The following is a 14,014-nucleotide window of genomic DNA, read 5'->3' as shown; positions in this document are numbered from 1 at the left end:
CACCGGCAATCATTACACCATGATAGCGGGAATGCGAATCCTTGCCGTGCTGTTTATCGCCTACCTCGTGCCGGGGCTCGTCTATGATGGATCGGGGTGGCGGGCCGTGTCAGTGGGCATCGAAAGCGACTTCGAACTGCATTTTTGGCGGGCATCCAGCAAGCCGGTGGAGAGCAGATGGCAACCCCTTGCCCAGATGATTCAAAGCAGCGAATTGCTAGCAGAGGAGATAACGAGTAGAATCCCGGACTTCAACTCGACCGAAGGGAGTGGGCAATGAGCAGACTGTTGATCCTGTCAGCTGGTACCATCCTGGCACTGGCGTCCGTGGCATTCGCTGCGCCGGCTATGCAACCCCTCAAGATCTCTAAGGAATGCAGCCAGTACACCGGCGATACCCCGAGCTTCTGCACCATTACGGAATCGAACCTCGCGGCGATCCCGTCGGGCACCAAGATCCTCTACTATGGGCCGGTGACCGGCAGTCCCTATTTCGGCAGCAGCACGGCGGTCATTGCCGTCGCAAACGGCGACTCGGCGCTCGGGTACTGCGTCACCTACGACACGGCCAGCCCGCCGTTCGGAACCTGTGCGTTCCATGCCGGCAGCGGGACGCTCGCCGGATTCCAGGCGATCGTCAAGGTCACGGTCGACGACAAGCAGATCTGGCACTGGGACGGAGGCTACTTACTTGGCGCTGCCAAGTGAGAGCCAGCGAAATGCTGCCTGGCTGCTTGAAGTGAATTCGTGCCAGGTCTCATAACCAGTAAGTGACGGTGACCGCGAGGCAGACGGCCGCGAGGAAGTTCGCGAGCAGAATCCTACCCGCAGCAATGCTCGGCTTTCCCGGCAACGCTCTCGTACTCGTCGTGCCGGCGCCACCATTGGTAGGGTGGTGTTTGCGGCGTGCCTTCGGGCGAGACTTCCCAGGTTTCCTGCCGCCCATAGGGGGTCAGGTCGAGGAAGGTCCACGCGGTTCCAAGGGTTTCGGCGCCCCTGCCAGTGGTGAAATAGGTGTGGTAGATCGCACCGTCGCGCCGAAGAAAGACATTGATGCCGAAACCGCCTTCCACCCCGAAGTCGCTGCCGAAGCTGTCACGGCTGGAATAGAATGGCAGCGTCCAGCCCATCCTTGCCTTCAGCGCCTCGATCTGGTCGACGGGCGCGCGGGCAACAAACGCCAGCGTCGTGTCGCGCTGATTGAGATGCACCATATTGCCGACATTGTCGGTGAACATGCAGCAGCCCTGGCAGGGCGACGGATCATCCTGCTTGAGCATGTGATGGTAGACGATCAACTGGCTGCGGCCTTCGAACAGGCCTTCCAGATCGGTTTGCCCGGCCGGATTTTCGAAGACATAGCGCCGTTCGACGCGCTCCCATGGCTGGCGGCGGCGTTCGGCGGCGAGCGCGTCATGGGCGCGGGTCAGGGCTTTTTCTTTCTCCAGAAGCGCCTTGTGCGCGATGAGCCATTCGGCGTGGCTGACGATATCGGGTGAAGGCATGATCTTTCTCCCTGTTGATGTCAGAGATGGCGGCCAAGCAGCAGGCCGACATATCGCTTGAGATGATCGAGACTTTCGGCGGCAACCGCAGAGTCATTCCTGGCCTTGGCGAGAATGAAGGCACCCTGGATGACCGACTGCATATGCAATGCAAGGCCTTCGGCGCTCCAGTCAGCATTGGCTGCATGGAGCTGCTTGGCAGCCTCCAGGTCATGCAGCAACGTTGCGACATGGGCCGCTATGCTTTGCTCGCAGGCAACCCGGATTTCCGGACTGCTGTCGTAGACTTCCTGCACCATCGTGCCGACAAAGCAGGTGTATTCGGCAAGCGTGCCCCGCAGCAGCGACTTGCGGAAGTCGATGTACGCCAGCACCCGGTCCGCCGGGTCTTCCAGATCGTGATAGGGCGCGGCCTCGAACAACCGTCCCGTCATGCTGGTCCAATGCTCCGCCGCCTTGAGCGCCAGATCTTCCTTGCTGCGGAAATGATGAAAGAAACCACCCTTGGTCAGCCCGGCGGCGGCACAGATGTCCTCCACGCGCGCCGCATTGTAGCCCTTGGCACGAAAGACGCTGAGCGCGGCATCCAGAAGCCTTGTGCGTGAATCGGGCTGGATATTCATGGCACCGCCATCCATCGACAAATTCTCACATACCATACCAACCAGTCGGTATGGCGTCAACCAAAGGGAATGATCACGTTCGACGATGGCCTTCATCAGATGAATTGGCTTGATAAGCCGCCGGCAAGATTGAATATGCGCCTTTGTTTACGGTCCGAGTCCATGCTTTCCGCCTTCCTCATCGTGCTGAGAAATCCGCCCATCCGCGTGGCGACCATTGCCTTGTTCATAAGCGGCATGACGGGTGGCGCCACCCTGCCCTATCTGTCGATCGTCGGCGTCAGGCAGTTCCATCTCAGCGACCAGGCACTGTCGCTGCTGCTGTTCATGATCGCACTCGCCAACCTGATCTACGGCGTCACCGTGGCAGTGTTCTCTGATCTGATCGCCGATCGCAAGCCGTTGCTGCTCGGCGTGCTGCTTGCCGGTATCGTCGGCTTTGGAGCGATCTATCTTGTCCCCGACATCCGCGTCTTCGCACTATGTGCCGTTCTGCTGGTGCCGCTGTCCAATTCCAGCTACTCGCTTGGCTTTGCCACCATCCGGTCATTGAGCAACAGGCTGGCGGCAAGCGAGGCGCGCGCCATCACATCGGTCGTTAGGGCTGTGTTTTCCGGCTCATGGATCCTTGTGCCTGGATTGGTCGGTTTCTGGCTCGCAAATACCGAGACCATGCTGGGCGCCTGGGGGTTTTCGGCTGTAGCCTGCCTGGCAGGTTTCCTGGTGATCCTGACCATGATGCCGCCGATGCGGTCCGCACCGAAACAACAGGCAGGCGGCCCGTCGTTCTTTGCCTCGCTGAGGCTGGCCACCACCCCGATCATGCTGACGCGCGTCACCTCGATGTCGCTGATAACAGCAGCGACGCGGCTGATCGCCATCATCCAGCCGCTGATCATGACCGGCATTGCCGGCGGTACGCTGATGGATGTCGGCATCGTGGCCGGCCTCTGTGCGGCGCTCGAAATTCCGTTCATGTTGATCTGGGGACGCCTGCTGAAGCGGCTCACTGTGGTTCAGGCGCTGGCGATCGGCGCATTGATCTATGCCGGTTTCATGGCCGCCCTCAGCTTCGCCACGCAGCCTTGGCATATCTACCTGCTGCTGGTTCCCAATGCTTTTGGCATTGCCGCCATCCTGTCGCTGCCGCTTTCCTATTTCCAGGATTTGTGGCTGGACAAGCCGGGACTGGGGACATCGCTCAACCAGATGACCTCGTTCCTTTCGAATGGACTGAGTGCCGCCGCCTTCGCAATCGGCGCGCTTGCCTTGGGCTATTCCAGCACTGCCTGGCTGGGTGTGGCCATGGCGCTCGCAGGTGTGGCTGGTCTGCTCATTCTCGAAAAACGGCAAGCGGCAACTGCGTGAGCATCGCGGCGCCTCAAGGCATCATCTGGCCGCCATTGACGTCAATCATCTGACCCGTCACATAGCCCGACAACGTTTCAGAGGCGAGAAACAGGTAGGCGCCGACGCAATCCTCCGCCGTCCCGACGCGGCCCAGCGGCACAGCCTTGGCGACGGCCTCGCCCTGCCCCGGCAGCGAATAGCGATCCTGGAACGGCGTTGCGATATAGCCCGGCGCGACAGAATTGACCCGAATGCCATACTTGCCGAGTTCGAGCGCCAGCCCTTTGGTCACGGCGGCGACGAACGCCTTGGAGGAGCCATAAGGGCCAGAGCCTGCGGTGCCGCCGGTTCGGGCCGCGACAGAGGTGGTGTTGATGATGAACCCGCCTTGCTTTTTCAGATAGGGGATTGCTGACGTAGTCGTCGAAATCACCGAGCGGCCGTTCAAATCCATGACAGCATCATAATGCGCATCGGTCATGTTCTCATAGGTCAGGCGCGCAACCATACCGCCGGCATTGTTGATCAACCCGTCCAGCCGGCCAAATGCCTTGGCCGCTTCCTCGACCACCCGTGCCATGTCGCCCGATTGCGTCGCATCGCCCTTGAGCAGCACGACGCTGCCGCCAGCCGCCTCGATCTCGCTGGCGACCGCGTGCGCCGCTTCGACACTGGAATTGTAGTGCAAGCCCACCATCACACCCTGGGCGGCGAATGCCTTGGCCAGCGCCGCGCCGATGCCGGTAGACGCCCCCGTGATCAATACCGCCTTGCCGGCGAGGTCGGGAATGGTAAGATCGGATACAGTCATCGCTAGCCTCCTTCACCACGCCGAACCGGCGCTTCCTGAATTGTATGATTATAAGCAACAGGCGTAGTGGATGCCAGCTCGGCTGTCCAGCGGCTCAGCCGTCGATTTCAAAGGTGATGGTGTACTTGCAGATCTCGTTGCGTCGGGCGGCATTGCGCATGAGATAGACCATGGCCTTGTAGTTGCCATCCACGGTCAACGTGCCGGAGAAATCCCCCATGGTCATCGACCCGTTGAACTGCGCCTCCTCACTGTCAGGCCCCTGAATATTGAAATAGCAGCTGCTATTGCTGGCTTTCAGCACGACTTTCAGCACCTGTCCGGCATTGGCGCCGAGCATGTAGTTGTTGGTGTCGTAGCCCTTCAGGTTTCCCTTGATCGTAGCCGATGTGGTTTGCGGCTTGAACTTCACCACGGTGGTTTTGTCGGCGGCCTGCGTAGGGGCAAACGGAAGTGCGGCCAACGTTGCCGCAATGAATAGAGTCCTGCAGATATATTTCATGACACCTCTGTTAAAGCTCCTCGTCCGGCCCTTGGGCCACCTTCGCCCTGATGGGAGAAGAGGTACGCAAACCACACTATCAAGGTGCGAAAACGCCGAAGCAAGCCATCCGGCAATTCTATTTCTGGTCCCGTTAACAGCGCTGGAGGCCACAGCACCTCTCCACGTGTCTTCCTCGGGCTTGACCCGAGGACCCATGATCCAGAGGTGTGAAGCTTGAAGATGGGTCCTCGGGTCAAGCCCGAGGATGACTCGCGGCGGGGCCGAGGATGATCCGCGCGGGACATATTCCGGATGGTCGCGAGCGCAGCACCGAGATCACTTATCCAACAGATGCTCGTACCGCTTGTCCGTCAGTGTTTTCAGGAATGCCACCAGCGCATCGACGCGTTTGTCGTCAAGGCCGGGACCTGTCTCCAGTTCCTTTCTGGCCAGATTGTCCGATATCTCGGCATCCGCCCAGCGCTGGCCGGTCTCGGGGTTGATCTGGCGGCTCTTCTTCTTGGAATTGTACTTGTTGTAGAACAGGATCACCGTGCGCAGGTCGCCGAACACGCCATTGTGCATATAGGGACCGGTGACAGCGACATTCCTGAGGCCCGGAACCTTGAACTTGCCGCGCTCCATCGGGTTGCCGTTAACCAGCGGATTGGCGGCAAGCCCGGCATCGACGAACCCGGAACTGGTGCCGTTCGTTGCCCGGATCGCCGCATTGGCGGGAACCCCGATGTTGAAATATTTGTGCGAAGAGAAAGTCGACGTCTCGAACTTGCCGCCGGCGCCCTTCACGTCGTGGCAGAGATTGCAGTTGGTGAACTGCGTCGAGAAGAACAGCGTCCGGCCAAGCTCCTCCTGCTCGGTGAACTTCACCTCGCCTTTGAGATAGCGATCATAACGGGAATCGAACGGTGCAAATTCCGGTGTGCGCTCGAAGGCGGCGATCGCCTCCGTGGTTGCCCGGAAGGCCTGATTGGGATCCTTCAATACGTCGGCACCAAAAAGCGCGGAAAATGCCGCGACATAGTCCGGGTTTTCCTTCAGCCGTTCGGCCACGGCCTTCGCGTCCGGCATGCCCATCTCGCCCGGGTTGAGCGGCGGCCCTGCTGCCTGGTCCTCAAGCGAACTGGCGCGGCCATCCCAGAACTGGCCACCCAGATAGGCACCGTTCACATCCTTGTGAAAGGGCGGAGTCAACGCGGCATAAGCGGCCGAAGGCGCGTTGCGATCCCCAACAGACTTGCCGTCGTCGCCCACGGACACCGCGTTGCCTGCAATCGCACCCTGACGGTCGGAAAAGCCAATGTCGGGCATGTGGCATGTTGAACAGGACTGCGTGCGGTTCTTCGACAGGTTCACATCGAAAAACAGGGCCTCGCCGAGCTTTTCCCTTGTGGGAAAGGCGACGTCCGCGGCCTGAGCCACCGTCCCCGATGACAGAACCGCAACAGTGAGAATGGTAAGAGCACTACGCATGGATGAACTTTGGAATTGTCCGATGACCCGGGTCGAAAGCAACTGGAACACAGCGAAAACAAGTGCTGCGCCCTCATGTTTCGAGTGACTTATACAGCAAGACAATCGGTAACGCGCTGATAAAATCGACCTGCGACATCGAGACCTGCGGCACGTTTTCAGATCGCTTTGCCGACCGTCATCGCCGCGCGAAACGCCGCGTCCCCGCTGAGATAATGCGCTTCCGGCCCTGCTCCAACGGCATCGAAAAACCGGCTGACGAAGGAACGGAAAGATGCACAAAGCGCAATGTCCGAGATCTGCTGGTCTGTGAACCCCACTGCACGAAGGCGATCGATATCGCCTTGTTCTACCGATGAAGCGGCGCGGGTGATCTTTTCGGCATAGGCGAGCATTTCGACATCAGCCACGCTCAGGCCGGCATTGCGGAAATCGCGCTGCACCGCGAGCACCGCTTCGGTCGAACCGAGATCGGCGATGAGTTGCTTGCCGTAGACATGCGAGCAATAGGTGGATGGAATATCGCGCGCGGCAATGAAGGTGATGAGCCGCCATTCGCGCATGCCCAGCGAAAAACCCGCCCGGATAGCATCGTTGAAATCGGTATAGATCGGCAGCAGGTCCGGCCGTGTCGTGAAGCATTTCGTTGCCTCCATGACAAACCTCTGCGCGTCCAGCTGCTTTCGGTAGATTTCACCGACCCGGCCGGTTCCCTCGTTCTCTTCCACGTTTTGCAAGAACATGTCGTGCCACTCCGACTGGAAAGATCAGAGCGGATGATAGCAGTAAAAGCTGTGCTCGCCCACGACCGTCGCCTCGGGCATCGTCTGCCGGCAGACATCCGTCGCATAGGCGCAACGCGGATTGAACGGGCACCCCGGCGGCGGATTGAGCGGAGAAGGAAGTTCGCCCTTGAGTTCGATGCGACGCTTCTTGCGGGTCGGGTCGGCAATCGGTGTCGCCGACAGCAGCGCGGCCGTATAGGGGTGGCGCGGATGATTGTAGACCTCCTCGACCGGGCCTGATTCAACCGGCTTGCCGAGATACATCACCATCACGTCGTCGGCGATATGGCGCACGACAGACAGACCATGCGAGATGAAGAGATAGGCCAGTCCCATTTCCTTCTGCAGATCCATCAGCAGATTGAGCACCTGGGCCTGGATAGACAGATCGAGCGCCGAAACAGGCTCGTCAAGCACCAGCACCTTGGGCCTCAGCATCAGCGCGCGGGCGATGGCGATGCGCTGGCGCTGACCGCCCGAAAACATATGGGGATAGCGATCATAGTGCTCGGGGCGCAGCCCGACCTTCGACAGCATGTCGAGCGCCTTGGCGCGGCGTGTGGCGGCGTCGTCAGGCAGGTTGATCTTCAGCGGCTCCTCGAGAATCGCGCCAATCTTCTTGCGCGGATTGAGCGAGCCATACGGATTCTGAAAAACGATCTGAACGGTCGAGCGCAATGTCTTGTCGGACGGGTCGGCCTTTTGCCCCTTGATCGTCAGGCTGCCTTCAGTCGGCTCCTCGATCATCGTCACCAGACGCGCGAGCGTGGATTTTCCGCAGCCGGATTCGCCGACAACGGCAAGGGTCTTGCCCGACTCCAGCGAAAAGCTAAGCCCGTTCAGCGCCTTTACGGTGGCTGGCTTGGAAAGGAGCCCGCCTCCGACTTGGTAGAAACGCTTGAGATCGGTGCCGTGGATGATGGCTTCGGTCATGCCAGCTCTCCCTGATATGCGGGATGGCCGGTCGGCCTGCCTGATTTGAGTGGGTAGTTGCACAGCGCCGAGCCGTATTCCGTCCCCTGCCGGGACACCGTCTTTCGACAGAGCTCGGTGACGAATGCGCAACGCGGCGAGAAGAGGCAGCCGGTCGGCCTGTCATGATGGCCCGGAACGACGCCAGCGATCGACGGCAAGCGCCCGCCCGCAACGGCACGCTCGGGAAGAGCCGCCAGCAGAGCTGCGGTGTAAGGATGATGCGGATCGCCAAACAGTTCGATCACCGTCTGTTCCTCGACCTTCTGGCCGGCATATTGCACCTGCACACGCTCGGCGGTTTCTGCAACCACGCACATGTCGTGGGTGATCAGCACCAGCCCCATGCCTTCTTCCTGCTGCAGCCGAATGAGCAGGTCAAGAATCTGCGCCTGGATGGTCACGTCGAGCGCAGTGGTCGGCTCGTCGGCGATCAGAAGCTTGGGATTGCACGACAACGCCATGGCGATCATGACCCGCTGGCTCATGCCGCCCGACATCTGGTGTGGGAAATTGCTCAGCCGGCTCTCGGGCGCTGGGATACCAACCTTGCGCAGCAACTCAATGGCGCGCGTTCGGCGGGCCGCCTTGTCCAGACCAAGATGCACCTTGAGTGCCTCCTCGATCTGATAGCCGACCGTGAAGCACGGATTGAGGCTGGTCATCGGCTCCTGAAAGATCATGGCGATGTCCTTGCCAATGATCTTGCGGCGCTCGTCGGCCGACAACGTCTGCAAATCCCGGCCATCGAACAACATCGCGTCGGCGGTGATGTTTGCCGTCCAGGGCAAAAGGCCCATGACGGCAAGCATGGCAACGGACTTTCCTGAGCCGGATTCCCCGACAATTGCCAATATCTCGCCATGGTCGCAGGCCAGCGATACGCCGTCTACCGCGCGGAACAGGCCAGAAGTGGTTTCGAATTCAACCGTCAGGTTGCGGATTTCAAGCAGGGCCATTTGCAACCTCCGTCCGCTTGGCGGGAATGGTCGATAGTTTTTGGCCACGAGGCTCCGCCCCGACCGCCGTACCGGAGAAACCCTGCTGGGTAACTGACCGCCGTTGCAACGTCGTCAGCTGCTTGCCTGCAACCATCGGACTGGCATCTTGGGCATCTGGCTTTGCATGCGCCACCGTCGTGTCCAGTTGCAGTGTCAAGGCGCTGGCCATCGTCTTCAGGCAGGCCGAATTGCCGCTGGCAAACTGCACCACCAGCGCCATGCCGGCAGCCCAGGCGAGGAAAAGCAACGACATGACAAAGAGCCGGCGGGTCCGGACGACACCAATCGCCCGCTCGAGTATTTCGCTTGCGTCGGATCCATGTTCGATCATGGATCGGGCCTGCCGCATGAGTGCAGCGTAGTCATGCGCGAGCCTGCGTATACGGAATCCGCCGCCAATGCCGGACAGGGCAACGGCCCGCCTCATGGTGTCGCCTGCGTGCATCATACGCCAGACCAGCGTTGCAGCCAGCAACAGCGAGAGCACTGTTGCCAAAAGCGGATAGCCCGAGAAGATCAGAGAGCAATTCATCGTCACGACCTCTTGAGCTTGGGGTCGAGCGCATCGCGCAGGCCATCGCCCATCAGATTGATGGCAAGCACCGTGATGAGGATCGCCAGACCCGGAAAGGTCACAACCCACCAGGCGCGCTGGATGAATTCGCGGGCCTCTGCCAGCATGGTTCCCCATTCCGGAGTCGGCGGTTGCGCTCCCATGCCGAGGAAGCCGAGAGCGGCCGCATCGAGGATCGCGGCGGAGAAAGCCAGTGTCGCCTGAACGATCAGTGGTGCCAGGCAATTCGGCAGGATGGTCAAGAACATCAGCCGCAGCGTACCAGCACCGGCAACACGCGAGCCGACGACATAATCCTTGTTCCGCTCGATCATCACGGCAGCGCGCGTCAGGCGGACGAAATGCGGTTGGTTGACAAGGGAAATCGCGATCATCGCATTCAGCAGTCCCGGCCCAAGCACCGCCACCAGCACCAATGCGAGCAGCAGAGACGGAAATGCCAGGATGATATCCATGATCCGCATGATGATCGTATCGATCTTGCCGCCGAAGTAACCGGCGATCAGACCGATCAACACCCCGGAGAGCACTGACAGTGTCACCACGACAAGACCGATGAACAGCGAAAACCGTGCACCATAGATAAGGCGCGAGAGGATATCGCGTCCGACCGCGTCGGTGCCGAGCAGAAAGCTCGTCGTGCCACCTTCCATCCAGAAGGGTGGCAGCAAGAGCTTGGCGCGATCCTGGTCATGCGGCAGATATGGCGCCACCACGGGCGCGAAGATCGCAATGAGCAGGACGGCTGCGAAGATGACGAGACCGATAACGGCCCCTGTGTTGTGGGAAAAATAGAACCAGAACTCGGCGAGAGCCGAAGGCGGGGCGGTTCGAGTGGTTTCGGTGCTTGCCATGAGCTCTATCCTACCGCCCGATCCGCGGGTTCAGGAACCCGTAGAGAAGATCCACGATCAGGTTGACCAGCATGATCACCGCCGCGATCAGCAGCAGTCCACCCTGCACAACCACATAGTCACGCTTGAACACCGCGTCGACCATCCACTTGCCGATCCCCGGCCAGGAGAAAATCGATTCCGTCAAAATCGCGCCGGCCAGCAACACGCCGACCTGCAGGCCGATGGTGGTGACGACGGGGATCATGGCGTTGCGCAATGCATGCACGCCGACCACGCGGAACGGCGACAGCCCCTTGGCGCGCGCCGTGCGAACATAGTCTTCGCCCAGCACTTCCAGCATGGCCGACCGAGTCTGCCGGGCGATGACGGCCAGCGGAATGGTCGCCAGCACGATCGACGGCAGGATCAAATGGCTCAGCGCCGATTTGAAGGCGCCGGCCTGACCAGACAGCAGGCTGTCGATCAGCATGAAGCCGGTAACCGGTGGGAAGAAATACATCAGGGAAATGCGGCCGGAGACGGGTGTCCAGCCGAGATAGCCCGAGAAGAAGATGATCAGCAACAGGCCCCACCAGAAGATCGGCATGGAATAACCGACCAGAGCCGTGCCCATGACAGTCTGGTCGAGCCATGTGCCTCGCTTCAGCGCAGCGATGACGCCAGCCGGAATCCCAAGTCCGACCGCCAGGATGATGGCGCAGAAGGACAGCTCTAGCGTTGCTGGAAACAGCGTCATGAAATCTTCGAGCACCGGTCGTTTCGTGACGATCGAATTGCCGAAATTGCCACTGACGATGTTGGTGAAATAGTCGACGAACTGCACGTAGTACGGCCGGTCGAGCCCGAGGTCATGCATGACCTTGGCATAGCGCTCGGGAGCCATGACCCGTTCGCCCGACATCAACATGACAGGATCGCCGGGTAGCAGGCGGATGAACGAAAAAGCAATCAATGCGACGCCCACAAACGTGGGTATCAGGACTGCAAGCCTGCCAAGCAAAAATCGCAGCATGGGGAACTATCCAATCTATTACGGCGGGGTGACCAAAGCCACCCCGCCGGACCTGCCGTCTTTATGCGGCATTCCTTATTTAGTTACTCAGCAACATCTACACCGTCGAAACGGTGAATACCAAGGGGGTCCATGAAGTATCCAGAGACCTTTTTGCTGACCGGCGTAAAGCCGACAGAGTGGTCGATCGTCGCCCACGGCGCTTCGCGCTTGAATACCACCTGAGCTTCTTCATAGAGCTTGGTGCGCTCGGCCAGATCGGCAGTCTGCTTGGCCTTCTTCACGAGATCGTCGAACTCCTTGTTGCACCATTGCGCGCGGTTGTTGCCACCCACGGCCGTGCAACCAAGAAGCGTATCGAGGAAGTTGTCCGGATCACCATTGTCACCCGTCCAGCCGAGGATGACCGCACCGTCGCGCGCCTTGTCAGACGAACGCTTGAGGTATTCGGCCCATTCGAAAGACACGATCTCGACTTCGACGCCGATCTTGGCAAGGTCGGCCTGCATCAGTTCAGCCGCACGACGCGCGTTGAGCATGTACGGACGCGAGACCGGCATTGCCCAGAGCTTCATCTTCAGGCCCGCAGCGCCAGCGGCTTCGAGTTCCTTCTTGGCGGCTTCCGGATCGTATTTGTCGTCCTCGATCTTGTCGTTATACGACCACATCGTCGGCGGGATCGGGTTCTTGGCGACCTGGGCCGCGCCCTGGAACACGGCGTCGACGATCGCCTGCTTGTTGATCGCCTTGTTCAGCGCACGGCGGACTTCCGGCTTGTCGAACGGTGCAACAAGCGTGTTGTAGGCCAGATAGGAAACGTTCAGGCCTGGCTGCTCGATGACGTTAAGGTTCGGATCCTTCTTCAGCTCAGCAACATCGGCCGCATTCGGATACGGCATGATGTGGCATTCGCCGGCCTTCAGCTTCTGAGCGCGAACCGCTGCATCCGTGGTGATGGCGAAGACGAGATCGTCAATCTTTTCCTTGCCATGCCAATAGTCGGGATGCGCCTTGTAGCGAATGACCGCATCGGTCTGGTAGCCGACGAACGTGAACGGACCGGTGCCGAGCGGCATCTGGTTCAGCTGGGCCATCTTGCCATCAGCTTGCAGCTTGTCGGCATATTCCTTGGACATGATCGAGGCGAAGTCCATGCCGAGGTCGGCGAGGAACGGCGCTTCAGGACGGTTCAGGACGAACTTGACCGTGAGATCGTCGACCTTCTCGACCGACTTGATCAGTTCCGGAAAGCCCATGCCGGCGGAATATTCCCAGGCAGCGCCTTCAACATACTTGTTCCACGGATTGTCCGCCTTGAGCTGACGCTCAAAGGAGAAAATCACGTCGTCGGCGTTCAGTTCGCGAGTTGGCGTGAAAAAGTCTGTGGTCTGGAACTTCACGCCGGCGCGGAGCTTGAACGTGTATTCCTTGCCGTCGTCGGAAACGGTCCAGCTTTCGGCCAGGCCGGGCTCGAGTTCGGTGCTGCCGTGCTTGAATTCGACCAGGCGGTTGTAGGCGGTACGCGAGGACGCGTCAAAGGTCTGACCACCTGTGTAAAGACCAGGATCAAATCCTTCCGGCGAAGCTTCGGAGCAGTAGACCAGCGTTTTGGCAGACGCCGAATAGGCAAAAACGGACGCGATGGCAGTTGCTGCCAGCAGAGTGGTTAGCTTTCTCATGTCTTTCCCCAAGTTATATCCGCACCGGCTTCTCTACCGGCCCGGTTGCGTGGAATGGACCGCATTTAAAAGCGAAATGCAATATGGACCCGGAGAAATATTTTCCGAAAGGTCAATTCTGTGGAACAAGTTGTAACAAATGAGACAAGAAAAGAACAAAAACGGCTGTTGACAACCAAAATCCAGTTCCGTTTTTGCCAACAGCATATTATGGCGTTTGTCGGCACCTCCCACCGTATCGACGCCGGCTTGCCCGGCAACCAACAAGGATCGTTTCAGGCATGAATCTCCGTTCGCTGTTTCTCGCCGGCATGGCACTGACCCTCGCCGGATGCACCACCACCGCAAGCCTGTCCACCGATCCTCTCAGCGCGCGCTGGGTCGGCACGGAAGCCGGGAAGTTCTTTGCCGCCTACGGTCCTCCGGTATCGGACGAAGAGACCGGCTCGTCGACGACCTATGTCTGGCGTGGCGGCTACAAGACAGTCCGCATCCCCGCACAGTATGAAGGCGAAGGCAAAAGCCGCAAGCGCGTGGCCTCGGCGCGCACGCAGTACCTTTCCTGCACGGTCAAGCTGACGGTCGGCGAGAACTACATGATCAGGTCGATCACCAAGATCGTGGACAAGCAGACGGGCGCCAAGGGCGAACCGACCTGGTGCGAGCAATTTCTGGACGCCGCCAAGTAACCAGCGCGGAAATATTCGATGTATCGGAAAGCGTCGGGTCTGCCCGGCGCTTTTTTCGTTATGAAGTAAGTAAACCTCCACCTACGGTGGAGGACTGGACGTGTTCTACATCGTAGTTGAGAGACCTCCGTGCTTGGACCGCTATTTTATGCGCGACACAGAACGGAGGTTCTATGGACGA

The 14,014-nt window shown here is 59.6% G+C and carries 16 protein-coding genes; 4 read left to right on the top strand and 12 right to left on the bottom strand.

All coding sequences use genetic code 11. The annotated features are described in order from the left end of the window. The first annotated feature begins 31 nt into the window (after positions 1–31). Complete coding sequence (locus JJB09_RS02760; protein WP_201652786.1) at positions 32–280, top strand: hypothetical protein; 249 nt, start codon at positions 32–34, stop codon at positions 278–280. After that, a complete protein-coding gene (locus JJB09_RS02755) occupies positions 277–708 on the top strand; it encodes a hypothetical protein (protein WP_201652783.1) in 432 nt (143 codons plus the stop codon). The genes JJB09_RS02760 and JJB09_RS02755 overlap by 4 nt, the downstream gene beginning before the upstream one ends. A gap of 113 nt (positions 709–821) precedes the next feature. Here the strand turns inward: JJB09_RS02755 and JJB09_RS02750 are convergent, their stop codons facing one another. Together JJB09_RS02750 and JJB09_RS02745 are read right to left on the bottom strand one after the other, a co-directional pair. Further along, positions 822–1,505 carry a DUF899 domain-containing protein gene (locus tag JJB09_RS02750; protein ID WP_201652780.1) on the bottom strand — a complete coding sequence of 228 codons (684 nt, stop codon included), beginning with the start codon at positions 1,503–1,505 and terminating at the stop codon, positions 822–824. Between the two features lie 20 nt (positions 1,506–1,525). Then, entirely contained in the window at positions 1,526–2,128 is a 603-nt protein-coding gene (locus JJB09_RS02745) for a TetR/AcrR family transcriptional regulator (protein ID WP_201652777.1), read from the bottom strand. A gap of 162 nt (positions 2,129–2,290) precedes the next feature. On the opposite strand from JJB09_RS02745, the gene JJB09_RS02740 reads away from it, so the two are divergent. Beyond that, positions 2,291–3,496 carry an MFS transporter gene (locus tag JJB09_RS02740; RefSeq protein WP_201652774.1) on the top strand — a complete coding sequence of 402 codons (1,206 nt, stop codon included), beginning with the start codon at positions 2,291–2,293 and terminating at the stop codon, positions 3,494–3,496. 13 nt (positions 3,497–3,509) lie between these two features. On the opposite strand, the gene JJB09_RS02735 is transcribed toward JJB09_RS02740, so the two are convergent. The 10 genes from JJB09_RS02735 to JJB09_RS02690 all read right to left on the bottom strand — a co-directional run bounded on the left by JJB09_RS02735 (position 3,510) and on the right by JJB09_RS02690 (position 13,144). Next, positions 3,510–4,289 (bottom strand): SDR family NAD(P)-dependent oxidoreductase, encoded by a 780-nt coding sequence (locus tag JJB09_RS02735; protein ID WP_201652771.1) that lies wholly within the window; start codon positions 4,287–4,289, stop codon positions 3,510–3,512. A 94-nt stretch (positions 4,290–4,383) separates the two neighbouring features. Next, on the bottom strand, positions 4,384–4,791 hold the full coding sequence (locus JJB09_RS02730) for a hypothetical protein (RefSeq protein ID WP_201652768.1): 408 nt from the start codon (positions 4,789–4,791) through the stop codon (positions 4,384–4,386). Between the two features lie 318 nt (positions 4,792–5,109). Beyond that, positions 5,110–6,264, bottom strand: a complete 1,155-nt coding sequence (locus tag JJB09_RS02725) for a cytochrome-c peroxidase (RefSeq protein WP_201652765.1) — start codon at positions 6,262–6,264, stop codon at positions 5,110–5,112. Between the two features lie 158 nt (positions 6,265–6,422). Beyond that, the gene (locus JJB09_RS02720; protein ID WP_201652762.1) at positions 6,423–7,007 is read right to left on the bottom strand and encodes a carboxymuconolactone decarboxylase family protein; all 585 of its coding nucleotides are present in this window, start codon (positions 7,005–7,007) and stop codon (positions 6,423–6,425) included. Between the two features lie 24 nt (positions 7,008–7,031). Further along, complete coding sequence (locus JJB09_RS02715; RefSeq protein WP_201652759.1) at positions 7,032–7,982, bottom strand: dipeptide ABC transporter ATP-binding protein; 951 nt, start codon at positions 7,980–7,982, stop codon at positions 7,032–7,034. Next, positions 7,979–8,980: an ABC transporter ATP-binding protein gene (locus tag JJB09_RS02710; protein ID WP_201652756.1), complete on the bottom strand. Its 1,002-nt coding sequence runs from the start codon at positions 8,978–8,980 to the stop codon at positions 7,979–7,981. Before JJB09_RS02710 ends, JJB09_RS02715 begins: the two co-directional genes overlap by 4 nt. Beyond that, the gene (locus JJB09_RS02705) at positions 8,967–9,554 is read right to left on the bottom strand and encodes a hypothetical protein (RefSeq protein WP_201652754.1); all 588 of its coding nucleotides are present in this window, start codon (positions 9,552–9,554) and stop codon (positions 8,967–8,969) included. The genes JJB09_RS02710 and JJB09_RS02705 overlap by 14 nt, the downstream gene beginning before the upstream one ends. Before the next feature lie 2 nt (positions 9,555–9,556). Further along, on the bottom strand, positions 9,557–10,450 hold the full coding sequence (locus tag JJB09_RS02700; RefSeq protein ID WP_201652751.1) for an ABC transporter permease subunit: 894 nt from the start codon (positions 10,448–10,450) through the stop codon (positions 9,557–9,559). 10 nt (positions 10,451–10,460) lie between these two features. Further along, complete coding sequence (locus tag JJB09_RS02695; protein ID WP_201652748.1) at positions 10,461–11,465, bottom strand: ABC transporter permease subunit; 1,005 nt, start codon at positions 11,463–11,465, stop codon at positions 10,461–10,463. An 83-nt stretch (positions 11,466–11,548) separates the two neighbouring features. Beyond that, on the bottom strand, positions 11,549–13,144 hold the full coding sequence (locus tag JJB09_RS02690; RefSeq protein ID WP_201652745.1) for an ABC transporter substrate-binding protein: 1,596 nt from the start codon (positions 13,142–13,144) through the stop codon (positions 11,549–11,551). Between the two features lie 281 nt (positions 13,145–13,425). Between JJB09_RS02690 and JJB09_RS02685 the strand changes: the two genes are divergently transcribed. Then, positions 13,426–13,833, top strand: a complete 408-nt coding sequence (locus tag JJB09_RS02685) for a hypothetical protein (RefSeq protein ID WP_201652742.1) — start codon at positions 13,426–13,428, stop codon at positions 13,831–13,833. The last annotated feature ends 181 nt before the right edge of the window (positions 13,834–14,014 follow it).

This window comes from Phytoamicus setariae (assembly GCF_016722925.1).
Lineage (GTDB): Bacteria > Pseudomonadota > Alphaproteobacteria > Rhizobiales > Rhizobiaceae > Rhizobium_E > Rhizobium_E setariae.
Note: the sequence above shows the minus strand (reverse complement) of the source record. Positions and strands in the feature narration are given on the sequence as shown.